The sequence below is a fragment of the Halorubrum amylolyticum genome (assembly GCF_004114995.1).
Lineage (GTDB): Archaea > Halobacteriota > Halobacteria > Halobacteriales > Haloferacaceae > Halorubrum > Halorubrum amylolyticum.
The window spans coordinates 1-20,617 of record NZ_SDJP01000037.1 but is presented as its reverse complement, the minus strand read 5'-3'; the positions used below and the strand labels follow the sequence as shown (position 1 = coordinate 20,617).

At 70.5% G+C, this 20,617-nt stretch carries 22 protein-coding genes; 12 read left to right on the top strand and 10 right to left on the bottom strand.

Annotated elements, in window-relative coordinates; translation table 11 throughout:
* Nucleotides 1–11 precede the first annotated feature (11 nt).
* The 3 genes from ESO89_RS16410 to ESO89_RS16400 form a co-directional block, all read right to left on the bottom strand.
* On the bottom strand, nucleotides 12–323 hold the full coding sequence (locus ESO89_RS16410; RefSeq protein WP_128906512.1) for a thiamine-binding protein: 312 nt from the start codon (nucleotides 321–323) through the stop codon (nucleotides 12–14).
* A gap of 79 nt (nucleotides 324–402) precedes the next feature.
* Entirely contained in the window at nucleotides 403–1,338 is a 936-nt protein-coding gene (locus ESO89_RS16405) for an alpha/beta hydrolase (protein ID WP_128906511.1), read from the bottom strand.
* Complete coding sequence (locus ESO89_RS16400; RefSeq protein WP_128906510.1) at nucleotides 1,335–1,742, bottom strand: hypothetical protein; 408 nt, start codon at nucleotides 1,740–1,742, stop codon at nucleotides 1,335–1,337. Before ESO89_RS16400 ends, ESO89_RS16405 begins: the two co-directional genes overlap by 4 nt.
* Nucleotides 1,743–2,044: 302 nt before the next feature.
* Between ESO89_RS16400 and ESO89_RS16395 the strand changes: the two genes are divergently transcribed.
* The 5 genes from ESO89_RS16395 to ESO89_RS16380 all read left to right on the top strand — a co-directional run bounded on the left by ESO89_RS16395 (nucleotide 2,045) and on the right by ESO89_RS16380 (nucleotide 6,812).
* Nucleotides 2,045–3,202 carry a DUF4013 domain-containing protein gene (locus tag ESO89_RS16395; protein WP_128906509.1) on the top strand — a complete coding sequence of 386 codons (1,158 nt, stop codon included), beginning with the start codon at nucleotides 2,045–2,047 and terminating at the stop codon, nucleotides 3,200–3,202.
* 25 nt (nucleotides 3,203–3,227) lie between these two features.
* On the top strand, nucleotides 3,228–4,295 hold the full coding sequence (locus tag ESO89_RS16390) for an mRNA surveillance protein pelota (protein ID WP_128906508.1): 1,068 nt from the start codon (nucleotides 3,228–3,230) through the stop codon (nucleotides 4,293–4,295).
* Nucleotides 4,296–4,386: 91 nt separating this feature from the next.
* Nucleotides 4,387–4,533: a hypothetical protein gene (locus ESO89_RS18670; RefSeq protein ID WP_164932823.1), complete on the top strand. Its 147-nt coding sequence runs from the start codon at nucleotides 4,387–4,389 to the stop codon at nucleotides 4,531–4,533.
* Nucleotides 4,534–4,941: 408 nt separating this feature from the next.
* Nucleotides 4,942–5,217 (top strand): PadR family transcriptional regulator, encoded by a 276-nt coding sequence (locus ESO89_RS16385; RefSeq protein WP_128906507.1) that lies wholly within the window; start codon nucleotides 4,942–4,944, stop codon nucleotides 5,215–5,217.
* Nucleotides 5,218–5,468: 251 nt separating this feature from the next.
* Nucleotides 5,469–6,812 (top strand): aminotransferase class III-fold pyridoxal phosphate-dependent enzyme, encoded by a 1,344-nt coding sequence (locus ESO89_RS16380; RefSeq protein WP_128906506.1) that lies wholly within the window; start codon nucleotides 5,469–5,471, stop codon nucleotides 6,810–6,812.
* 18 nt (nucleotides 6,813–6,830) lie between these two features.
* Here ESO89_RS16380 and ESO89_RS16375 read toward each other — a convergent pair whose 3' ends face one another.
* Nucleotides 6,831–7,487, bottom strand: a complete 657-nt coding sequence (locus tag ESO89_RS16375; RefSeq protein ID WP_128906505.1) for a non-canonical purine NTP pyrophosphatase — start codon at nucleotides 7,485–7,487, stop codon at nucleotides 6,831–6,833.
* Between the two features lie 117 nt (nucleotides 7,488–7,604).
* Here ESO89_RS16375 and ESO89_RS16370 point away from each other — a divergent pair, with 117 nt between their 5' ends.
* Together ESO89_RS16370 and ESO89_RS16365 are read left to right on the top strand one after the other, a co-directional pair.
* Nucleotides 7,605–7,991, top strand: coding sequence for an SHOCT domain-containing protein (locus tag ESO89_RS16370; RefSeq protein WP_128906504.1), 387 nt, complete (start codon nucleotides 7,605–7,607; stop codon nucleotides 7,989–7,991).
* A 90-nt stretch (nucleotides 7,992–8,081) separates the two neighbouring features.
* Nucleotides 8,082–9,407 carry a 5'-deoxyadenosine deaminase gene (locus tag ESO89_RS16365; RefSeq protein ID WP_128906503.1) on the top strand — a complete coding sequence of 442 codons (1,326 nt, stop codon included), beginning with the start codon at nucleotides 8,082–8,084 and terminating at the stop codon, nucleotides 9,405–9,407.
* A gap of 50 nt (nucleotides 9,408–9,457) precedes the next feature.
* On the opposite strand, the gene ESO89_RS16360 is transcribed toward ESO89_RS16365, so the two are convergent.
* Entirely contained in the window at nucleotides 9,458–10,579 is a 1,122-nt protein-coding gene (locus tag ESO89_RS16360; protein ID WP_128906502.1) for a pyridoxal-phosphate-dependent aminotransferase family protein, read from the bottom strand.
* A gap of 191 nt (nucleotides 10,580–10,770) precedes the next feature.
* Between ESO89_RS16360 and ESO89_RS16355 the strand changes: the two genes are divergently transcribed.
* The 4 genes from ESO89_RS16355 to ESO89_RS16340 all read left to right on the top strand — a co-directional run bounded on the left by ESO89_RS16355 (nucleotide 10,771) and on the right by ESO89_RS16340 (nucleotide 14,784).
* Nucleotides 10,771–12,360 carry a COG1361 S-layer family protein gene (locus ESO89_RS16355; protein WP_128906501.1) on the top strand — a complete coding sequence of 530 codons (1,590 nt, stop codon included), beginning with the start codon at nucleotides 10,771–10,773 and terminating at the stop codon, nucleotides 12,358–12,360.
* Complete coding sequence (locus ESO89_RS16350) at nucleotides 12,350–13,315, top strand: ABC transporter ATP-binding protein (RefSeq protein WP_128906500.1); 966 nt, start codon at nucleotides 12,350–12,352, stop codon at nucleotides 13,313–13,315. Before ESO89_RS16355 ends, ESO89_RS16350 begins: the two co-directional genes overlap by 11 nt.
* Nucleotides 13,308–14,093: an ABC transporter permease subunit gene (locus ESO89_RS16345; protein WP_128906499.1), complete on the top strand. Its 786-nt coding sequence runs from the start codon at nucleotides 13,308–13,310 to the stop codon at nucleotides 14,091–14,093. Before ESO89_RS16350 ends, ESO89_RS16345 begins: the two co-directional genes overlap by 8 nt.
* Before the next feature lie 73 nt (nucleotides 14,094–14,166).
* Complete coding sequence (locus ESO89_RS16340) at nucleotides 14,167–14,784, top strand: metal-dependent hydrolase (protein WP_128906498.1); 618 nt, start codon at nucleotides 14,167–14,169, stop codon at nucleotides 14,782–14,784.
* A 19-nt stretch (nucleotides 14,785–14,803) separates the two neighbouring features.
* On the opposite strand, the gene ESO89_RS16335 is transcribed toward ESO89_RS16340, so the two are convergent.
* From ESO89_RS16335 to ESO89_RS16325, 3 genes are all read right to left on the bottom strand, one after another.
* Nucleotides 14,804–15,427 carry a thymidine kinase gene (locus tag ESO89_RS16335; RefSeq protein WP_128906497.1) on the bottom strand — a complete coding sequence of 208 codons (624 nt, stop codon included), beginning with the start codon at nucleotides 15,425–15,427 and terminating at the stop codon, nucleotides 14,804–14,806.
* A gap of 24 nt (nucleotides 15,428–15,451) precedes the next feature.
* The gene (locus ESO89_RS16330) at nucleotides 15,452–16,516 is read right to left on the bottom strand and encodes an amidohydrolase family protein (RefSeq protein ID WP_128906496.1); all 1,065 of its coding nucleotides are present in this window, start codon (nucleotides 16,514–16,516) and stop codon (nucleotides 15,452–15,454) included.
* An 86-nt stretch (nucleotides 16,517–16,602) separates the two neighbouring features.
* Nucleotides 16,603–17,847 (bottom strand): HD domain-containing protein, encoded by a 1,245-nt coding sequence (locus tag ESO89_RS16325; RefSeq protein ID WP_128906495.1) that lies wholly within the window; start codon nucleotides 17,845–17,847, stop codon nucleotides 16,603–16,605.
* A 152-nt stretch (nucleotides 17,848–17,999) separates the two neighbouring features.
* Here ESO89_RS16325 and ESO89_RS16320 point away from each other — a divergent pair, with 152 nt between their 5' ends.
* Nucleotides 18,000–18,404, top strand: a complete 405-nt coding sequence (locus ESO89_RS16320) for a universal stress protein (RefSeq protein WP_128906494.1) — start codon at nucleotides 18,000–18,002, stop codon at nucleotides 18,402–18,404.
* Nucleotides 18,405–18,447: 43 nt separating this feature from the next.
* Here ESO89_RS16320 and ESO89_RS16315 read toward each other — a convergent pair whose 3' ends face one another.
* Both ESO89_RS16315 and ESO89_RS16310 read right to left on the bottom strand, forming a co-directional pair.
* Nucleotides 18,448–19,686 (bottom strand): HD domain-containing protein, encoded by a 1,239-nt coding sequence (locus tag ESO89_RS16315; protein WP_128906493.1) that lies wholly within the window; start codon nucleotides 19,684–19,686, stop codon nucleotides 18,448–18,450.
* 82 nt (nucleotides 19,687–19,768) lie between these two features.
* Entirely contained in the window at nucleotides 19,769–20,341 is a 573-nt protein-coding gene (locus ESO89_RS16310; RefSeq protein ID WP_128906492.1) for a helix-turn-helix domain-containing protein, read from the bottom strand.
* Nucleotides 20,342–20,617 lie beyond the last annotated feature (276 nt).

The window sequence follows — 20,617 nt, the reverse complement described above, 5'->3', positions numbered from 1 at the left end:
GCTCCCGCGGCTCACCGCTCCCGCTTCGCCTCTCGGCCGAGCCGCTCCTCGACCGCGGTCACCTTCTCGTCGGCGGTCCCGTCGCTGGTCCGCTTGTCGTCGATCTTCAGGACCGTCGAGACGCGGTCGCCGTCGACGGCGTCGTGGGCGGCCGCGGCCGCCGCGAACAGCGTCTCGGCGTCGTCGGCCTCGATCACGGTCCCCATCGGGTTCGTCTCGTAGCTCACGTCGAACTCGTCGAGCGCGGCGACGGCCTTCGCGACCTCGCCGGCCATGCTCCCCTCGATCACCGGCGCGACGCTCAGGAGTGCGATAGCGGTCATGCCTGCGCGTCCGGCCCGCGGATACTTAAAAACGGACGCGGTGCGACGCGGGCGAGCGAGCGCCGCCGGCGGGCGCCTCTCAGTCGAGGGCGTCCCGGAGGAACGAGAGCTGGTGACCGATCGCCGGCTCGAAGTCCTCGCCGAACGGGGAGAAGTGGTCCGCGGGCATGGTGACGACGGTGCCGCGCGAGAGCGTTTCGCCCGCGTCGACGACCGCCTCGCTGTCGACGATGGCGTCGTCGGTGCCGGCCAGAAGCAGCGTCGGCGCCCGGATTTCGTCGAGCCGCATCACCGGTCGGTAGTTCGCCACCCTCAGCAGGGACCGAGCGGGCGTCTCGTTGCGCCACCGCGACTCGCGGTCGACCAGATCGAGGTACTTCCGCTTCGTTCCGGGCTCCGTGATCGCCGCCAGCTCCTCGGTCCCGCCGATGATCGGGACGGTCCGCCCGCGGCCGATCCGGTGGCCGAGCAGGTCGCGAACGCCCGCGATCCCGGAGCGCACGAGGTACCGCCCGCCGCGACGCCGGGCGATCCCTCGCCCGTCGAGCATCGGGACCGCGGCGATGACGGCGTCGGGGTCGCGCCGCTCCGCCGCGAGCGTGAGGACGTGCGCGGCCGACAGCGACGCGCCCCACAGCACCAGATCGCGGCCAACCGCATCGATCCGACGGACACGGTCGATCGCGGCCGCGTAGTCCGCGCGTTGGCCCGCGGGGTCGACGAGCTGCGAGTCGCCGTCGGAGGTGCCGAACCCGCGGTAATCGAAGAGAAAGGCCGCGTAGCCCGCGTCGGCGAACCGCTCCGCGACCGCGGGATAGCCGAAGCTCCGCTCCGCGCCGAGCCCCGGCGCCATCACGACGATCGGCGGGTCCTCGCCGTCGCCGCCCGGCAGGTAGAGGGTGCCGCGACAGGCGTCGCCGTCGGCGTCGAACGCGAGCTCGCGGGTGGCGAACCGCTCGCGCGGCGGGCGGTCGAGCCGGCGCTGGGCGCGGTTCACCGGATCTCTGCGGGTCACGCTTCGTCCCCGGGCTCGGCGGGCTCACCGTCCGCGACCGATCCGTCGGCCTCGGCGTCCGCGTGCGTCAGCGTCTCCAGCACGCGCGTCGAGAACTCGGTCTCGCTGATCTCGTAGGCGATCAGCTCCTCGAACCACGCCGCCTCCGCGTGCCACGTCCCGAGCACGTCGCCCGGCGAGCGGACCACGGTCGCCTCGACTCGAACGGGGTCCCACGCGTCGGCCTCGGCGCGGGCGATGAGCGCGTTGAGCGCGCGCCCGATCTCGCCGCGGTGCACCTCGCGGCCGGGAAACGCCGTCATGTACGTGAGATCCAGCGGGTCGCCGCCGTCGACGGCCTCGACGCTGATCCCGTAGCTGCGGAGCGTCGGCTCCACCTCGGTCGTCCGCTCGTCACCGGTCATACGCGACCCACGTCCGGGCGAGATAAATCGGTACCGGCGCCCGTGCGACGCCGTCGCTCGGAGGGCGGATCGCGCCGAAAGCCGCGGACGGGGATGGTGGCCGTCGCGATCGACGGCCGGGATCGGTCTTGTCAGAGGCACACGATTGTCCCGCGCGGCCGGTCGATACTACTCCATGAAATTATATAAATTCTCGGGAGGGAGTTTAGTCGGTGATCGGTCGGGTCGAAACCGGTCCGTGGTCCGGGGACAAGCCTCCGGTTCCGGGCACCCTTTATCAGTATCGCGTGACAGGGTCCGATATGCTCCGGGGGACGGTAACCGCGCTGACGCGCTCGGCCGACGCGGCCGGCGTCATCGTCGTCGGCGGGCTCCTGACGCTGCTGACGTGGGTCCTCGCCCCGGTCTGGGTCGGCGGCACGCTGCTTTTCCCCCCGCTCGTCCTGCTCGCCCCGCTGGCGCTCGCGCCCGCGTTCGTCGCCCGCGGGTACCTCGTCCGCGTTCTCGCCGCAGGGATCGGGTCCGGGAACGCCGACGGCGCGCCCGCCTTCGTCGCGTGGAACGAGCTCTACCGGGACGGGGTCAAGTCCGCGCTCCTGAGCGCCGTTCTCCTCGCGCCGCTCGGGGCGGGGATCGCGCTCGCGGCCCTCGCGCTCGGCGCCCTCGGGTCCGGCGTGGTCGACCCCGCTCCCGCCGTCGACGCGGTCCGAACCGCCCTCGGAGACGGGGGCGTGGCGGCCGTCGTCGGGGCCGCGGGCGGGCTCGTCGGCGCGGTCTCGGCGGCGTACCTCCTCGCGTTCGCGTACGTCAGACCGGCGGCGCTCGCGGCGTTCGCCGCCTCCGGGCGCCTCCGCGACGGGTTCCGGCCGCGGCGCGTCACCCGCGTCACCGGTTCCGGCGAGTACGCGACCGCGTGGCTCGTGGCGGCCGCGACGCTGGGCGCCGGCTACGCGCTGGCGGGGCCGCTCGTTCCGATCGTGGTCGGAATCCCGCTCGTCTTCGTCGTCCGAGTCGCCGTCCACGGGCTGTACGGGCGCGGTGCGGGGACGACGCTGGAGGTCGTCGACGCGGGTGACGAGGGCGGGACGACCGACCCGAGCGGAGCGGCGGCTGCCGAGCGGTCGATCGACCTCGCACGCCCACCGACCCCGGAAACCCCGCCGGCGGTGCAGACGGGGCGGACCGTCCCGATCGGCGAGGCGGGGGTCGACGAGACGGGAGCCGAAGGAGCGCGCGACGACGACGCCGCGCTCAACCGGCCCGGTGACGCCGTCGGGGCCGACGGCGGGTTCGACTGGTACGCGCCCGACGGTGAGACGGTCGGGCGCGGCGCGGATGGCGCGACCGGTATCCACGACGCGGTCGACGCCCCTGACGACGCGGTCGACGCCCCTGACGACGCGGCTGGCAACAGGTTCGAGTGGGACGTCGACGTCGCCGAGCCGAAAGACAAGCGTTGATACGCGGCCGGGGCGACGTTCGGGCATGCGCATCACCGATCGGGGCTACGGCGAGGAGGGGCGAGAGCGGCTCACCCTCGTCCCCGAGAACGTCGACGACCTCTGGCACCTCGCGCACGTCCTCGAACCCGGAGACCTCGTCGAGGGGGACACCACCCGCCGAATCCAGCGGAACGACGACCAGATGCGGGACACCGGCGGCCAGCGCGAGCACCTGTTCGTCACGCTGGAGGTCGACGACGTGGAGTTCGCCCGGTTCGCCAACCGGCTCCGCGTGTCGGGCGTGATCGTCGGCTGCTCCCGTGAAGACCAGCTCAACGCCCATCACACGCTCAACGTCGAGGAGCACGACGAGATCACGGTGGAGAAACGCTTCAAGCCGGATCAGACCGAGCGGCTGGAAGAGGCCACCGAGGCCGCCGAGAACCCCGACGTGGCCATCGCCACCGTCGAGGAGGGGGCCGCCTACGTCCACACCGTCCAGCAGTACGGCACGGAGGAGTACGCCTCCTTCACGAAGCCGACCGGGAAGGGCGACTACTCGCGGCCGCGCGAGGAGCTGTTCGCCGAGCTGGGCGAGGCGCTCGCGCACCTCGACGCCGACGCGGTGATCCTCGCCGGGCCGGGGTTCACGAAGACCGACGCGCTCGACTATATCGAGGAGGAACACCGCGATCTGGCCGACCGAATCACCACCGTCGACACCTCGGCCGCGGGCGACCGCGGCGTCCACGAGGTGCTCAAGCGCGGCGCGGTCGACGAGGTCCAGAAGGAGACTCGGATCTCGAAGGAAGCGACGCTCATCGACGACCTCACCGCCGAGATCGCGCAGGGCGCGAAGGCGACGTACGGTCCGAAAGACGTGGCCGAGGCCGCCGAGTTCGGCGCGATCGAGACCCTCCTCGTGGTCGACGAGCGACTCCGGAAAGAGCGGCAGGGCGAGGGTGACTGGTCGATCGACGTCAACGAGGTGATCGAGTCGGTCGAACAGCAGGGCGGCGACGTGGTCGTCTTCTCCTCGGAGTTCGACCCCGGCCAGCAGCTCTCGAACCTCGGCGGGATCGCCGCGATCCTGCGCTATCGGCTGCAGTAGCGGGCGAGCTGCCGGGATCGGACGAGAAGGGGTTGACGCCGCCGACGGCGGCGGCCACAACACTATGTCGCGGCGGCGCCTACGGACGCCCATGCGAGACGAGGCGGAAGTCCGCGAGCAGTACGAGTTCCTCTGCGAGCAGCTGGACGACGAGGAGATGCAGCACCGCGGCGTGGAGGAGCTGTTCACTCACTACCGGCGCGCGCTCGGCTGGGTGTTAGAAGAAGAACACATGTAGCGCGCGCTCGTTAGGTTTATCAGTCGGTACCCTGTATGAACATGTGACGCTTCGTCTGGAGGGCCGAAGCGTCAGCGGGGACCAATGGCACGCCCGACGCGGCTTTTTTCCGCGTCGGGCGTGCCTCTTTCCGACCTGACTCTGACTCGGAGAGCAGCCGCGCTAGTTCGTCCGGGAGCTGTTTGTCGTCCGTTCGTCGTTCGCCGTCTTGTGTTCGCCGTTCGTGCGCGTGTCGGGCGAGCGAGGGGACCTTTCGAGGTCCGATCGCGGCGCGACACGGTTAGATAGTTGATCCCTTGACAGAACTGTTCTCGTGGAATCCGCGCACTGCGAAGGGGTGTCGAGTAGATGAATGCTCTTCATAACGGTATATTTATTTATTCAGGATGGGTATGTACGGACCGTTGCATGTACGACCTCACAGGTTTCCAGCGTGACCTGCTCTACGTGATCGCCGGTTTGGACGAGCCTCACGGACTCGCGATCAAGGAGGAGCTCGAGGACTACTACGAGAAGGAGATCCACCACGGCCGGCTCTATCCCAATCTCGACACGCTCGTCGAGAAGGGGCTCGTCGAGAAGGGGCAGCGCGACCGGCGCACGAACTACTACACGCTGACCCGACGCGGCCGACGCGAGATCGACGCCCGCACCGAGTGGGAGACGCAGTACGTCGACCACTGACCGGTCGTCCCGCCCGCGGGTCCGGCGGTCCGTGGCTATCGGTCCCCGTCGCTTCCTCTCTCGGACCCTCTCCGCGGTCTCCGGTCCCCTCCGCGCTCTCCCGTCCCGCATCGGCAGATCTGCCGGTTCGCACGGCCAGTTCCGCTCGGGGGTTTCGCCCGCCGCTCGGCGTTCCGAGCGAGGTGTTGGACGTTTCTCCAACTCGGCGGGGATCGCCTTGACTTTATTCTCCCCGAGAGCCACGCGCCGGCATGGATCGCGACACCGCCGCGCCCGACGTGACCGACCTCCCGGGCGAGCACGCGCGGGAGTGGGTGGCGTACCACCACGAGTCGGCCGCGCCGAGCACGTACGTCTACGAGTTCGTCTGGGACCGCACCGCGCCCGCCGAGGGGCCGTTCTGCACCGACGTCGACGGCAACGTCCTCATGGACTTCACCAGCCACGTCGCCGCCGCGCCGCTCGGGTACAACAACCCGTTGATTATGGAGCCGCTCGCGGAGTTCGACCTCGTCGATCCGCTGAAGATCGCGGGCCAGGATTTCTACGTCGCCGGCGGCGAGTCGCCCGGCGACGGGCTCCCGGGCTCGTCCGGGCTGATGGACCGGCTCACGGAGATCACCGCGCACTACGACATGGACACCGTCTTCCTCTCGAACTCGGGGGCGGAGGCGGTCGAGAACGCGATCAAGATCGCGTACGACGACTCCGGCGGCGCGAAGCACGCCATCACCTTCGACGGCGCGTTCCACGGCCGGACGCTCGGCGCGCTCTCGCTCAACCGCTCCAAGTCCGTCTACCGCCGCGATTTCCCGGAGATAAGCGGGGTCCACGATGTCCCCTTCTGCGACGACCGGACCTGCACCGCCGAGACGTGCTCGTGCGGCTTCTTCGCCGACGGCGTCTCGCAGCTCCGACGGAAGCTCGACCCAGACCGGGGCCACATCGACCCCGACGACGTGGCCTACCTCATCATGGAACCGATCCAGGGCGAGGGCGGCTACCGGTTCCCCTCGGAGGCGTTCGCCGACGAGGTCGCCGCCCTGGTCGACGAACACGACATCACCCTGATCGCCGACGAGATCCAGTCGGGCGTCGGCCGCACCGGCGAGCTGTGGGGCTCGGACCACTACGCGCTCGAACCCGACGTGATCTCCAGCGCGAAGGGGCTCCGCGTCGGCGCGACGATCTCCCGGTCGGACGTGTTCCCCGAGGAGAAGAGCCGGCTCTCCTCGACGTGGGGCGCGGGCGACATCGTCGCCTCCGCGCAGGGCGCGCTCACGCTCGACGCGATCCGCGAGCACGACCTAATGGACAACGCCACGGTCCGGGGCCGACAGTTCACAGAGACGATGCGCGACGCCGACCTGCCGGGCGTCGACGACGTGCGCGGGAAGGGGCTGCTGCTCGCGGTGGAGTTCGACTCGAAGGAGCGCCGGGACGCGGTCATGAAACAGGCGTTCTCCCGCGGCCTGCTCACGCTCTCGTGCGGCCACGACGTGCTCCGGGTCCTCCCGCCGCTCGACGTCACCGAGCGCGAGATCGAACTCGGCTGCGACCTCCTCGCCGCGGCGATCGAGGACGCGGCGGCGTAGGCTCGGATTCGGCGCTCGTCACCGATCCGCGTACCACTCCGCGAACTTCTCTAACGCGCGACCGCGGTGCGACACCGCGTTCTTCCGGTCGGTATCCATCTCGGCGAACGTCTCGCCGTCGTGTTCGAAGATCGGGTCGTAGCCGAACCCGCCCTCCCCGCGCGGCGCGACGATCCGCCCGGGGACGTACCCCTCGAACAGCTTGACGGGGAGGGTCTCGGCGCCGCCGCGTCCGCTCTTCCCCTCGCCGTCCTCGCCTTTCCCGTCCGGCTCCGCAGCCGCGGCCGCGTCCCGGTCCCCGCGATCGACCGGGTCCGGGCTCGCGGCGAACCCGTCGCCGTCGCAGTAGCCGAGCACGCACCGGAACGCGGCCCGGCGGTCGTCGAGGTCGGCGGCGATCTCGTGGACGCGCTCGACTCCCAGCGTCTCCTCGACGTACGAGGAGTACGGGCCGGGGAAGCCGTCGAGCCCCTCGACGAACAGCCCCGCGTCGTCGACCAGCACCGGCTCGCCGGCGTGGCGGTACGCCGCTCGGGCGCCCTGCGCGGCGATCGGGCCGAGCTCCGCCGCCTGAATCTCCGGGTAGTCGAAGTCGAGCCGCTCCACCGAGCCGTCCCGGAGGTAGCGCTCCGCCTCGCGCACCTTCCCGGGGTTCGTCGTCACGTATCTGAGCACGGGTTCGGATGAGAGCGGCCGGACCGAATAGCCGTCGGTTGCGGACGGGGACGCCGTCGACTCGGCCCACGGACTTCCGGCAGTACGTTTTTGTTGGTTCGTCGAACGCTATACGACATGGCCCTCCCGACGTTCGAGAAGAAGCGCCTGATCGGACTCCTTGCGATCCTCTCGTTCGGATTCACGGCGCTGTTCGCCGTCCTCCTCCCGGAAGTACTGGGAGCGCTGATCCCCGCCACGTTCATCTTCGGCTTCCTCGTGCTCATCCCGCTGGTGGCGCTGCTCGGTGAGGACTTCCCGCTCGCCGAGCCCGCGGCCGACGCCGCCGACGCGGCGTCCGCCGAGGACCCGCTGACGACGCTGCGCGACCGATACGCCAGCGGGGAGATCGGCGAGGAGGAGTTCGAGCGGAAGCTCGACCGCCTCTTGGAGACCGAGGGCTTGACGAACCGCGCCGACGACGGACCCGACCGTGAGCGGGAGCGCGACGTGGAGTTCGAGTGAGAGAGCGCGAGACAGCGGCGACGTGCCGGTCTCGGCGGATCGATCCGAACGGACACCCTCTTAAGAGGCGACCGTCAGGAACGGACGGACATGCTGATCGCCGGAACCGTCATCGCCGACCCCGAGACCGTGATCCCCGACGGCGCCGTCGTCGTCGAGGGCGAGACGATCGCCGCGGTCGGCGACGCCGAGCCCCTTCGCGACGAGTACCCCGACCACGAGCGTCGCGAGCTCGACCTCGTCGCGCCCGGACTGGTCGGCGGGCACGTGCACTCGGTGCAGTCGCTCGGCCGGGGGATCGCCGACGACGCCGCTCTCCTCGACTGGCTGTTCGACGCCGTGCTCCCGATGGAGGCCGCGATGGACGCCGACGCGACCCGGGCCGCCGCCGAACTGGGATACCTCGAATGCCTCGAAAGCGGGACGACGACCGTCGTGGACCACCTCTCCGTCAACCACGCCGGCGAGGCCTTCGAGGCCGCGGTCGAGACGGGAATCCGCGCGCGGCTCGGGAAGGTGCTGATGGACCGGGACTCGCCCGAGGGCCTGCTGGAGGACACCGACGCCGCGCTCGCCGAGAGCGAGGCGCTCATCGAAGAGTACCACGGCGCAGCCGACGGGCGGGTGCGCTACGCGGTGACGCCGCGGTTCGCCGTCACCTGCTCGGAGGCCTGCCTCCGCGGGTGCCGCGAACTCGCCGACCGCCACGACGGGGTGACGATCCACACCCACGCCAGCGAGAACAAAGAGGAGATCGAGACGGTGGAGGCCGACACCGGGAAGCGGAACGTCCTCTGGCTCGACGAGGTCGGCCTGACGGGGCCGGACGTGACGCTCGCGCACTGCGTCCACACCGACGAGCGCGAGCGCGAGGTGCTCGCCGAGACCGACACGGTCGTCACCCACTGCCCCTCCTCGAACATGAAGCTCGCCTCGGGGATCGCCCCCGTGCAGGACTACCTCGACCGCGGGATCACCGTCGCGCTCGGCAACGACGGACCGCCCTGCAACAACACGCTCGATCCGTTCACCGAGATGCGGCAGGCGAGTCTGCTCGGGAAGGTGGACGCCCGCGACCCGACTCGGCTCCCGGCCCCGACCGTGCTGGAGATGGCGACGACGAACGGCGCGCGCGCCGCCGGCTTCGACCGGCTCGGCACCCTTCGGGAGGGCCAGCGCGCCGACCTGATCGGCGTCACGACCGACCGCACCCGCGCCACCCCGCTCCACGACCCGCTCTCGCACCTGGTGTACGCCGCCCACGGCGACGACGTGGTCTTCACGATGGTCGACGGCCGGGTCCGGTACGACGACGGCGAGCACGTCGGGATCGACGCCGACGCGGTCCGCGAGCGCGCCACGCGCCACGCGAAGCGCGTCGTCGAGGAGGCCGGCATCGAGACGGCCGGCCCCTGAGCGGTCGCGTCGGGCTCCGGTGGGTCACCGCCCCGCCGCCTCGCCGCCCCCTACAGCGCGCCCGCGAGCGCGTCCATCGCCTCGTCGACGCGCTCGACCCGTGCGCTGTGTCCCATGTGACCGATCCGCAGGACATCGTTCGCCAAGTCGCCGAGTCCGGTCGCGAGGAGGACGTCGTGCTCCTCGCGGAGCGTCTCCTGAAGTGCCGCGGCCCGTCCCGGAACCTCGAAGGCCGTCACCGTCGGCGAGCTGCGCTCCGGGTCCGGATACGGCTCCAGCCCCAGCGCCGCGCCGCGCTCGCGACACCGCGCCGCCGCGGTCCGGTGTCGCTCTCGCACCGCGTCGAGCCCCTCCTCCAGCCACAGCCCGAGCGCCGCGTCGAGCGCGACGACCTCGGTCGTGAGGTGGGTGTACGGGAACCCCTCGGCGGTGTCGCGCCACGGGAGGAAGTTCGCGTACAGCGAGTGCGGGTCCCGCTCCGCCATCGCCGCCCACGCGCGGTCGCTGATCGCGGCGGTGGCGAGTCCCGGCGGCGCGCTGAAGCACTTCTGGGAGGCGCCGAGACACACGTCGATCCGGTCGGTCGGCACTCGGACGCCCCCGAGCGACGAGACGGCGTCGACGACGGTGCAGATCTCTCCGTCCGCCGCCTCCAGGAGGTTGAGCGCGGGTCCGAGGTCGTTGAGCGTCCCCGTCGGCGTCTCGCAGTGGACCATCGTCGCGACCTCGAACTCGCGATCGCCGTCCGCGAGGACCGACTCCAGCTCCGCGAGCGGGAGGGAGTCGTCGTAGTCGGCCGACACCACCGTCGCCTCGCCGCCGTAGTCCGCGACGAAGTCGGCGAAGCCGTCGCCGTAGAGCCCGTTCGAGAGACACAGCACCTCGGTACCGGGCTCGACCAGCGAGGCGACCGCGGCCTCCAGTCCCAGGATACCCTCGCCGCCGAGCGCGACCACGTCGCGCGTCGACGCCGCGAGCGCACTCCCGTTGCCCCTCCGCTCGTCGTCCCGGGCGCCGCCGTCCGGACCGACCCCGTACACCGTCGCCAGCCGGTCGGTCAGCCGGTCGTAGATCCGGTGGAACTCGGGGTCCACGTCGGGGTTGATCAGCTCGCGGCTCATCGCGTCGCGGACGGGAGCGGGGACCGCGGTGGGTCCCGGCGTCATGAGCATACGCCGTCACCGGCTTCCACCGGCATAAGGTCGCTGTCCCGGTACCGGTGGAGTTAGCCCGCCGCCTTGGCCACGAGTAAGTATATAAATCGGCGAATAGAATTTGACATATGACACGATCTCATCGCTCCCGCTCGCAGTCGGTGCATCTCGCCGATGGGTGCGAAACGGTCGAGGGTCGGGGGGCGTGAATGTCTCGACGATCGCTCGCCCTCCTCGCGGCGGTCGCGCTCCTGGCCGGTGCGTTCGCTGGACTCGCGGTCGCACAAGAGGAGCCACCGTTCGTCCGCGGTGAGCCCGAGTTAGACGTGTTCCTCCCCGACTCGACCGTGTCGCCGGGGACGACGGCCGATCTCACGGTGCAGATCGCGAACGACGGCGACGTGGACGCGGGGTCCGGCCTCCGGAGAGACACGGTCACGACCGCGCGGAGCGTCGTGGTCGACGTTCGGAACGACGGCTCTCCGCTCGTCGTCGAGACGGACCGGTTCGCCGTCGGGTCGATCGGAGACGGGGCGGTCCGTGAGGTGCCGGTCTCGGTGAGGGTCCCGGCCGACGCGGAGCCGGGAACGTACTCGCTCGACGTGCGGCTCGAGTATTCGTACACGCACCTCTCGGCCCCGCGGAGTGGGGTCGTACAGGACCGAACGCGGACGCGGACCGAGTCGGTATCGGTGACCGTCGACGACGGACCCCGGTTCGCGATGCGGACGGTCGACACGGACGTGCAGGTCGGCGACGCCGGCACCCTGACGGCGAACGTGACCAACGTCGGCGGCGAGGTCGCCCGCGATCTGTCGGTCGAACTCGTCGCGAACGGCCCCGATCTCGCGCTCGGAGAGACGGAACGGAACACCGCGCAGATCGACCGACTCGATCCCGGGGAGAACGCGACGGTCAGGTTTCCGGCGAGCGTCAGTCCGGACGCCGCCGCGGAGTCGTTCGACCTCACAGGTACCGTCCGGTACACCGACGTAGACGGTATCCGCGGCGCTCAGGAGGGGATACCGGTCGGGGTCAGACCGCTCGCCGAGCAGTCGTTCTCGGTCGAGGTCGACGACGCCACGCTTCGCGTCGGCGAGAACGGAAGCGTCAGCGGGACGATCCGCAACGACGGACCGACCGACGTTCGAGGAGTCGTTCTCGCGGTCGGCGACGGGGCGTTCGCCCCCCGCAGTCCGCGGTACGCCGTCGGCGACCTCGCCGTCGGCGAGACCGCGGCCTTCCGGTTCCGCGGCGAGGTCCCGGCGAGCGCCGACTCGGTCCCCCAGCAGTTGACTCTCGCGACGAGCTATCGGAGCGTCGCCGACACGGAGCGGACGACCCGGGAGTCGGTGCGCGTTCCCGTCGCTGAACGCCGAGACGCGGTGACGGTAGAGCCGGTCGACCCGCAGTTCGCGGCCGGCGGGGACGGCGTGTTGCGGCTCGACGTGACGAACCGTCGCGATGTCGAACTCCGGGACATCGAACTGCGACTCGCAGCCGACGCGCCGCTGGAAAGCGAGTTCCGGACGACCGTGATCCCGTCGCTGGCGCCCGGAGAGACGGGGCGGGTGGCGTTCGACCTCTCGGTCGACGGCGACGCGCCGGCGAGTCGATACCCGGCGAGCGTCGACGTCGCATACACCGACCCCACCGGGGTCCGCGTCACCGGCGACACCGCGACGGTCGCCGTTGCAGTCGTCGAGTCGTCCGGCGGCGCGATCCCCATCGAGGCGGGCGTGTTGATCGTCCTCCTGCTCCTCGTCGCCGCCGGTGCGTGGTGGTTCTATGTCCGGTGACTCCGATCACCCGCTCGTCGTCGAGGAACTCACGAAGGATTACGGGAGCGTGGTGGCGAACGACGCCGTCTCGTTCACCGTGAACGAAGGGGAGGTGTTCGGCTTCCTCGGCCCCAACGGCGCGGGGAAGTCGACGACGATACGGATGCTGTTGGGGCTGTTAAAGCCCACTTCGGGGACCGCGCAGGTGCTCGGCGCCGACATTCGAGACGAGGCCGCGCTGACCGACGCCAAGCGTCGGATAGGGTACCTCCCGGCGCACCTCGGCTTCGAGGAGAGAGTCACCGGCGAGACGGTGCTCGACTACCACGGCGAGATGAAAGGCGATCGTCGTCGAGACGAGATGTTAGAGCTGTTCACTCCTCCGATCGAGCGACCGATACGGGAATACTCGACCGGAAACAGACGGATGCTCGGGCTGGTGCAGGCGTTCATGCACGATCCCGACCTCGTGATCATGGACGAGCCCACCGCCGGGCTCGATCCGCTCAAACAGGAGGCGTTCAACGAGTTCATCCGAGACGAGCGCGAGCGCGGCACGACCGTGTTCTTTTCCTCGCATGTGTTGAGCGAGGTGCGACGCGTCTGCGACCGCGTCGGCATCCTCCGCGCCGGGTCCCTCGTCGAGCTCGAGAACGTCGAAGCCCTGCTCCACCGGAGCGGAAAGCACGTGCGCGTCCACGCGGGTGACGCCGCGGTCGCCGCCATAACGGCTCTCGATGGCGTCGTCGGACCCGAACGGTTCGCCGAGGGCGTCCAGTTCATCTACGCCGGTGACGTCAACGCGCTTCTCCGCGAACTCGCGACTCACGATATTCGGGACGTTGAGATCGGCGAACCCCCGATAGAGGACGTGTTCACTCACTACTACGGGAGCGAAGAGGGGGCAGACGGAGGGGACAGAAGCGAGGAGACGGGCGACGAAACCGACAGAGCGGGGGGAACGGATGTTTGAAACGGTTCGGTACGAGGGGAAACGGCGGCTCCGCGGCGCCGCGATACTCACGGTCGCCGTCGGGGCGTACGCCGGGTTCATCGTCTGGTACTTTACGGTTCTAGAGGGGGTCAGCTACGAGGACGTCTTCAGCGATCTGCCGCCGGCGATGCTGGAGGCGTTCGGCATCGAGAGCCTGTCGACGATCGAGGGGTTCCTCGGCGCGCAGGTGTTTAATTTCGTCTGGCTGCTCGGGCTGGGGCTGTACTTCGCGTACGTCGGCGGCGGTACCGTTGCGAGGGACATCGAGACGGGACGGATGGACATCTTCCTATCGCTCCCGATCACGCGGTCCCGGCTGCTCGTCGAGAAGTTCGCCGCGCTGCTCGTTCCCATGATCGCCGTCAACGCCCTCGGCGGACCGATCATCTACCTGTCCGTCGTCGCCGTCGGGGAGACGATCCCGCTCGATAACCTGTTCCTCGCGCACCTGCTATCGGTCCCGTTCCTGCTCGTCTGTTCGGGGATCGGCCTCGCGTTCTCGGTCGCCGTCGATCGCGCTGCGATCGCGGAGCGAGGGGCCGTCGGCACCGTTTTCGTCCTGTACCTCCTCGAGTCCGTCATCGGCGGCGCCGAGGCGTACGACTGGATTCAGTACCTGAGCCCCACGCAGTACTACGAGCCCACGCCGATCCTGATCGGGGGATCCTTCGAGGCGATCGACTCGGCGATCCTCCTCGTCGCGTTTGTCGGTCTGCTCATCCTCTCGCAGGCGCTGTTCGAGCGTCGGGACGTGTGAGTACTGCCGGACCGTCCGCGTTGGTCTTTCCGCCGACACGTTAATACGGATCTGTCGCCTGAGCTACGCCACGATGATGCTCCCGACCCACGTGCTCGGCGGGATGCTGCTCGCCACGCCGCTGGTGCGCGTGGCCCCGGAACTGGCGCCGATCGGCTTCGTCGCCGGGTTCCTCGGAGGGCTCTTCCCGGACCTCGACATGTACGTCGGCCACCGGAAGACTCTCCACTTCCCCGTGTACTACGGCCTGTTCGCGGCGCTCGCCCTCCTCGCGGCCCTGGTCGCGCCGTCGACGGCGACGGTCGGCGCCGCCCTCTTCCTGCTCGGGGCGGCCGTCCACAGCGCCGCCGACATGTACGGCGGCGGGTTGGAGCTGCGCCCGTGGGAGGGGAACTCCGACCGCGCCGTGTACGATCACTACCGCGGGAGGTGGATCGCCCCGCGACGGCTCGTGCGGTACGACGGCGCGGTCGAGGACCTCGCGCTGTCGGTCGGCCTGTCGATTCCCCTCCTGTACCTCGTCAACGGGCGGCTCCGGCAGATCGTGCTCGGCACGCTCGCCGTCGCCGTCGCGTACACGGTCGTCCGCCGCCACCTCGCCGACGTGGCGGCGGCCGTCGCCCCACACGCGCCGGCCGCGCTGCTGCCGTTCCTCCCGGAGCGGTACCACGACGACGACCCGGAGCGGTAGCGTCCAGCCCGGAGATTGGTCACTCGTCGGTCAGGTACGCCAGATCGCCCTCCGAGCGCTCGCCGGTCCGCAACACGTGGCAGTCGCGACACCGCGCCTCGTAGGACTCCTCGGCGCCGACGAGGATCGTCGGGTCGTCGACGTGGGCGGGCTCTCCCTCGATCAGCCGCTGGTTCCGGGAAGCGGGCTCGCCGCACTGCGAGCAGATCGCCTGCAGCTTGTCGACGTACTCGGCGGTCGCCATCAGCTCCGGGAGGGGCTCGAACGGCTCGCCGCGGAACGTCTGGTCGGTGCCGGAGACGATCACGCGGGTCCCGTTGTCTGCTAACGCGTTACACACCTCCACCAGCGCGTCGGAGAAGAAGTTCGCCTCGTCGACCGCGACCACCTCGGGGTACGGGTCGTCGAGGATCGCGAGCGGGCCGTCGCCCTCGTTGTCGACGACGGTCGCGTCCCACTGCCGGCCGTTGTGGGTCCCGATCGTCGTCTCGCCGTAGCGGTCGTCGACGGCGGGCTTGTACACCGCGACGGACTGGCCGGCGATCTCCGAGCGCCGGAGCCGCCGGAGCAGCTCCTCCGTCTTCCCCGAGAACATCGATCCCGAAATGACCTCGATCCAGCCGGATCGAGTGATCGCGTGCATGCCCCGACGGGCACGAGCCAGCGACTAAACCGTTTCTCTCCCGGCCGGCTCGCCCCCGATCACGACGCGGGACACGTCGGCCGCGCCGGCGCGGCTGACGATCGCGCGGACGAGGTCGTGCGCGCCCGCGAGGTTGTCGGAGTCGCCGTCGAGGACGAGCAGATCGGCGTCCGCGCCGGGCTCGACCACGCCGCGGTTCAGCCCCGCGATCTCGGCCCCGTTCACCGTCGCCATCCGCAGGATCGCTCTCGCCGGGAGGTCGGAGAGCTTCGCGGCGAACTCCATCTCGCGGAACATCGACGGGGAGTCGAGCATGACGTTGTCGGTGCCGAGCGCGACCGTCGTCCGCTCGGCGAGGTCGCGGATCGGCGGCACCCCGACGTTCGTCACGAGGTTCGACCGGGGGCAGACGACCACGGGGGTGCCGCGGTCGGCGAGCCGTTCGAGGTGGATCCCCTCGGCGTGGACCATGTGGACGAGGAAGTCGGGGTCGAGGTCCATCGCGGCGTTGATGTCGTCGGCGTCGCGCTCGCCGGCGTGGATCCCGAACAGCTTCCCGGCCTCGCGGGTCTCCGAGCGCACCGCGTCGAAGTCGGCGTCGCGGGCGCCGGAGGCGCCGTACCCGTCCGCGACCGAGAGCACGTCCGGGTCGTCGCGGCCGAACACGACCGGCTCGATCGCGCGCTCACCGAAGTCGACGCCCTCGCCCGCGACCGCGTCCCGGAGCGCGCTGACGCCCTCGACGCCGCCCTCGCGGAACTCGAGGAACGTACCGGTCCCGGTCGACTCCATGTACCGGAGGCTCCGCGCCATCGCGGCGACCTTCGCCTCGCGGCTCGCCTCGCGCAGGAGGCGGTGTTTGAGCCCGTCCGGCGGCGCGACCAAGTCGTCGAGTGAGAGCCCCTCGCCGGCCTCCTTGGCGATGGAGTCGCCGATGTGGGTGTGGGCGTTGACGAACGCCGGGAGGATCACGTCGTCGGACTCGACCGCGCGCTCCTCGATCCGGACGATCTCGCCGTCGGCGACGACGACCCGTCCCTCGACCGGCTCGAACTCCGAACCGACCATAACGGTCCCTTCAAGGTGCATACCCGAGCGTCGCCAGCGCGGGAGTAAAAGGTCACGACAGAGGTGCGGCTCGCCCGATCACGCCTCGTTCGGTCACGCTCCGCCGGTCACGCCCCGTCGCGGAACTCGTCGAGCGTCGTCGGCATCGCCCCGCGCACCTCCGCGACGAGTCCGTCGGGATCGAGCCCGAGCACGTCGGCGGCGGCCCGCCCGACGCGGTCGGTCGCGGGCCGAGGTGCGTAGACGCCGAGACGCCACTGGTTGCGCTGGGCGGTCCGGAGCGCCGAGACGAGCGGGGACTGACGCTCCAGCCGACGCACCTCGCCGTTGACGGTGACGCGCGCAGTCGACTCCCGCATCGACGGCTCCGGGGGCACGTCGAGGATCACGTGTTGGCGGGCGACGCCCGCCTCCTCGGCGATCTCGCGTTCCAGCGCGGTCTCGGCGTCGCGGTCGGCCTCGTGGACGCGCTCGGGCACGTCGTCGTGCTCGGCCCACACCGCGAGCTTGTAGAGGTCGCGCTCGTCGTAGCGCCGGGAGAGTTCGGTCGTCTCCCGGCAGCTCCGGATCGCCGCGAGGAAGTCGTGGTCGTCCATCCGGCGCAGCCCGGCCGCGGTCGTCTGGGTCGCGTCGAGCAGGTCGCTCGCGGCCCGCCGCAACATCGCCTTCGAGATGCGCGCGACGTGGTGGGTGTAGACGACCGGGTTCATCAGCGCGCGCGCCAAGAGGAGGCTCTCGGCCGTCTGGACGTTCCCCTCGTCTAACACGAGCTCGTTCTCGCCGGTGCCCACGTCGACGAACGTCAGCTCGCGAACGAACCGCTCGGTGTCGATGGTGCCGTACGGGACCCCGGTGTGGTAGGCGTCGCGCACGAGGTAGTCCATGCGGTCCACGTCGAGCTCGCCCGAGACGAGCCCGCCGTACGGCCCCTCACCGGCGACGAGCCCGGCGATCCGCTCGGGGTTGAGGTCGTGGTCGCGGAGCACGTCCCCCACCGCGCCGGTCGCGAGCAGCTCGTCGACGTCGTCGTGGTACTTCCCCGTGCGGCGGTGGGTGAGCGACTCCAGGTTGTGGCTGAACGGGCCGTGGCCCACGTCGTGAAGCATGGCCGCGGCCTCGATCCGGTCCGCGCGCCTGCCCTCGATCCCGAGGTGGTCGAGCGCCCGGCTGGCGAGGTGGTAGACGCCGAGCGAGTGCTCGAAGCGGGTGTGGTTCGCGGAGGGATAGACGAGCTGGACCGTGCCGAGCTGTTTGACGTGTCGGAGGCGCTGGACGGCGGGGGTGTCGAGGAGGGCCGCGGCGACACCGTCGATCTCGATGTGGTCGTGGACGGTGTCCTTGACCGTGATCATGCGTCGACGTTCGGCCGCATGGGATAAAAGCGCCCCGCGCCACCGGAGCGGCCTCGCGTCCGGCGGGCGCCCCGCGCCACCGGGATTCGGTCCATTGCCGAAATTTGGAACGGCCGGCACGATTTATACGTGCAGTACCCGAACGGTCGACCATGTACGACGTACTCATCGGGATCGACAACGCGGAGGACCGACGCGCGGTCGCGCAGGCGGAGGCGATCGCGGACCTCCCGACGGCGGACGACGCGGTGACCGCCCATCTGTGTCACGTGTTTCAGGAGAACCCCGAGGGCGCCTCGGTCCACCAAGTCTCGGCGGTGCGGCGCGCGCGTGAGGTGCTCGAAGCGGCCGGGATCAGTTGCGTCCACTACGAGGCGAGCGGCGAGCCTTCTGACGAGCTACTCGCGGCCGCCACCGACATCGACGCGGACTCGATCTGCGTCTCCGGCCGCAAGCGGCGCCCGACCGGGAAGGCCGTCTTCGGGAGCGTGACGCAGGACGTGATCCTCGGGACCGACCGCCCCGTGTTCGCGGTTCCCGCGCCGCGAAGCGACTGAACGACCACGTCCCCGCGCCGCCGTCGCCACGTCCGCAGAGCCGCTACCTCCCCGCGCCCACGCCGCGGAGCCCGAGCACGTCGCGCGCCGCCTCGCCGACCGCGTCGACGTGCTCGGCCGGGCAGTAGACGCCGAGCGTCCAGCGGCGGCGCTCGGCGCTGCGCAGCCCCGCCACCAGTTCCGAGGCGTCCTCAAGCCGCTGGGGGACGCCGTCGACGACGACGGTCGAACCGGACTCCTTCAGTCCCGGACGGGAGGGCACGTCGACGACGACCTCGTCGCGATCGATCCCGACCGCCTCGGCGATCTCGCGTTCGGCCGCGCGCTCCTCGGCGTGGCCGGCGTCGACGGTGCCCGCCGGCACGTCCTCCAACCCGACCCACACCGCCCGCTTGTAGAGGTCGCGGCGCTCGATCCGCTCCCCGAGCGCGGGGACTTCTCCCCGGAGTGCGACGAGGAGGTCGTGGTCGGCCATCCGGCGGAACGCCCGCGCGTCCGTGTCGGTCCGGTCGAGGTAGCGCTCGCAGGCGCGCTCCAACATCGCGCCGGCGACCCGCGAGACGTGGTGGCGGTACACCACGGCGTTCATCAGCGACCGGGCGACGAGCAGGCTCTCGGCGGTGGGGACGTTCCCCTCCGCGAGCACCAGTTCCGCGTCCTCGAGGTTGGCCGCGGCGCCCCCGCTCGGCGCGTCGTCGCCGCCCGATTCGCCCTCTCCGGCGAGCCGGAGTTCGTTGACGAGTCGGCCGGTGTCGACCGTGCCGTAGGGGACCCCGGTGTGGTGGGCGTCGCGCACGAGGTAGTCCATCCGGTCCACGTCGAGCTCGCCCGAGACGAGCGCGCCCAGCCCGCCCTCGCCCGCGATCAGCGAGGCGACGCGCTCCGGGTTCAGCCCGTTGCGTTCGAGAACCTGACACACGTCGCGGTCGGCGTCGGTTAGCAGCCACGCGATGTCGTCGTGGTCGCGCCCCGTCGCGCGCCGGATGATCCCCTCGGTCTGATGGCCGTAGGGGCCGTGGCCAACGTCGTGGAGGAGCGCCGCCGCGCGGACGTGGGCGGCGGTGTCGTCGCCGAGACCGAACCCGTCTATCGCGCCGCGCGCGAGGTGGTAGACGCCGAGCGAGTGCTCGAACCGGGTGTGGTTCGCGGAGGGGTACACCAGCCGGACGGTGGACAGCTGTTTGATGTGGCGCAGCCGCTGAAAGGCGGGCGTGTCGACCAGCTCGGTCGCGAGGTCGCCGAGCCGGACGTGGCCGTGGACGCTGTCCTTGATCGCCTTCATTACCCGACGGTGGTCCGCCGCGGAATTGGTCGTTTCGGCTCGCGGCGGGGGCGACGAGTTCCTATCGGATCAGCTCACGGACTCACTCGTCGACGATCTCGACGCCGAGCCGCTCTTCGAGCGCGCGGACGACGGAGCCGCCGACGCCCGCGGTCGCGGCGCGGCCGTCCTCGACCGCGAACAGGTCGTCCTCGTCGACGTCGAGCTCCTCGGCCAGCTCCTCGACCGTGAGTCCGGCGTCCTGTCGCGCCGCCGCCACGTCGTCGCCGTAGCCGGAGACGAGGTACGGGAGCCGGTCGGACTCGTAGTTGGTCCCGCCCTCCTCCCAGTGCTTTGAGTCGCCGGTCGCGGAGTCGTACATCTTCGCCTGCTTGCGGGCAATCTCCTTCTTCCGGCTCTCCGTCCCGGTCGAGTCGGCGCTGGCGCCGCCGGAACTGCCGCCGGAGCTTCCGCCGCGGCCGCCGCCCGATCCGCCGGACCCGCCGCGACCGCCGGGCGCGTTGCCGGCGTCGTCGTGGGGACGGCAGTCGGAGCAGACGAGGAGCTTCGCCCCGGCGACCGTGGCCCGCTTGAGATCCGTGGTCTCGCGCCCGCAGAGCTCGCAGGCGTCGCCGTCGTCGTCGCCGCCGCCACCGCCCGTCGAGTACTTCGCCATACCGCGAGTGGTGGACCCGGACGGTTAAAAAGTCGTGGAGGGCCACCCGTCGATCGGGAGGCGTCAATCGGCGTCGCTCATTTCACAGATTCTCTTGGTAGCGTGATCGATAGCGAGAGTGAGTGTTGCAGTTCGTCAGCGGTGATGAGATATTCAAACGCGTTTGAGCGAGGGCGACGATCGCTTATAAATGAACCCGGCGGTGCGGTGGCGCGCGCCTTCGAGCGCCCACTGGGCGCGAGAAGCGCGTGCGAGGGAGTCGCTGGCGCCGCCGGC

Bases quoted from the DNA above. Each gene is read 5' to 3' on its own strand.
- ESO89_RS16410 (WP_128906512.1), bottom strand. From the start codon at position 323: ATGACCGCTATCGCACTCCTGAGCGTCGCGCCGGTGATCGAGGGGAGC.
- ESO89_RS16400 (WP_128906510.1), bottom strand. From the start codon at position 1,742: ATGACCGGTGACGAGCGGACGACCGAGGTGGAGCCGACGCTCCGCAGC.
- ESO89_RS16395 (WP_128906509.1), top strand. From the start codon at position 2,045: ATGCTCCGGGGGACGGTAACCGCGCTGACGCGCTCGGCCGACGCGGCC.
- ESO89_RS16390 (WP_128906508.1), top strand. From the start codon at position 3,228: ATGCGCATCACCGATCGGGGCTACGGCGAGGAGGGGCGAGAGCGGCTC.
- ESO89_RS18670 (WP_164932823.1), top strand. From the start codon at position 4,387: ATGCGAGACGAGGCGGAAGTCCGCGAGCAGTACGAGTTCCTCTGCGAG.
- ESO89_RS16385 (WP_128906507.1), top strand. From the start codon at position 4,942: ATGTACGACCTCACAGGTTTCCAGCGTGACCTGCTCTACGTGATCGCC.
- ESO89_RS16380 (WP_128906506.1), top strand. From the start codon at position 5,469: ATGGATCGCGACACCGCCGCGCCCGACGTGACCGACCTCCCGGGCGAG.
- ESO89_RS16370 (WP_128906504.1), top strand. From the start codon at position 7,605: ATGGCCCTCCCGACGTTCGAGAAGAAGCGCCTGATCGGACTCCTTGCG.
- ESO89_RS16365 (WP_128906503.1), top strand. From the start codon at position 8,082: ATGCTGATCGCCGGAACCGTCATCGCCGACCCCGAGACCGTGATCCCC.
- ESO89_RS16360 (WP_128906502.1), bottom strand. From the start codon at position 10,579: ATGCTCATGACGCCGGGACCCACCGCGGTCCCCGCTCCCGTCCGCGAC.
- ESO89_RS16355 (WP_128906501.1), top strand. From the start codon at position 10,771: ATGTCTCGACGATCGCTCGCCCTCCTCGCGGCGGTCGCGCTCCTGGCC.
- ESO89_RS16350 (WP_128906500.1), top strand. From the start codon at position 12,350: ATGTCCGGTGACTCCGATCACCCGCTCGTCGTCGAGGAACTCACGAAG.
- ESO89_RS16345 (WP_128906499.1), top strand. From the start codon at position 13,308: ATGTTTGAAACGGTTCGGTACGAGGGGAAACGGCGGCTCCGCGGCGCC.
- ESO89_RS16340 (WP_128906498.1), top strand. From the start codon at position 14,167: ATGATGCTCCCGACCCACGTGCTCGGCGGGATGCTGCTCGCCACGCCG.
- ESO89_RS16335 (WP_128906497.1), bottom strand. From the start codon at position 15,427: ATGCACGCGATCACTCGATCCGGCTGGATCGAGGTCATTTCGGGATCG.
- ESO89_RS16330 (WP_128906496.1), bottom strand. From the start codon at position 16,516: ATGCACCTTGAAGGGACCGTTATGGTCGGTTCGGAGTTCGAGCCGGTC.
- ESO89_RS16325 (WP_128906495.1), bottom strand. From the start codon at position 17,847: ATGATCACGGTCAAGGACACCGTCCACGACCACATCGAGATCGACGGT.
- ESO89_RS16320 (WP_128906494.1), top strand. From the start codon at position 18,000: ATGTACGACGTACTCATCGGGATCGACAACGCGGAGGACCGACGCGCG.
- ESO89_RS16315 (WP_128906493.1), bottom strand. From the start codon at position 19,686: ATGAAGGCGATCAAGGACAGCGTCCACGGCCACGTCCGGCTCGGCGAC.
- ESO89_RS16310 (WP_128906492.1), bottom strand. From the start codon at position 20,341: ATGGCGAAGTACTCGACGGGCGGTGGCGGCGGCGACGACGACGGCGAC.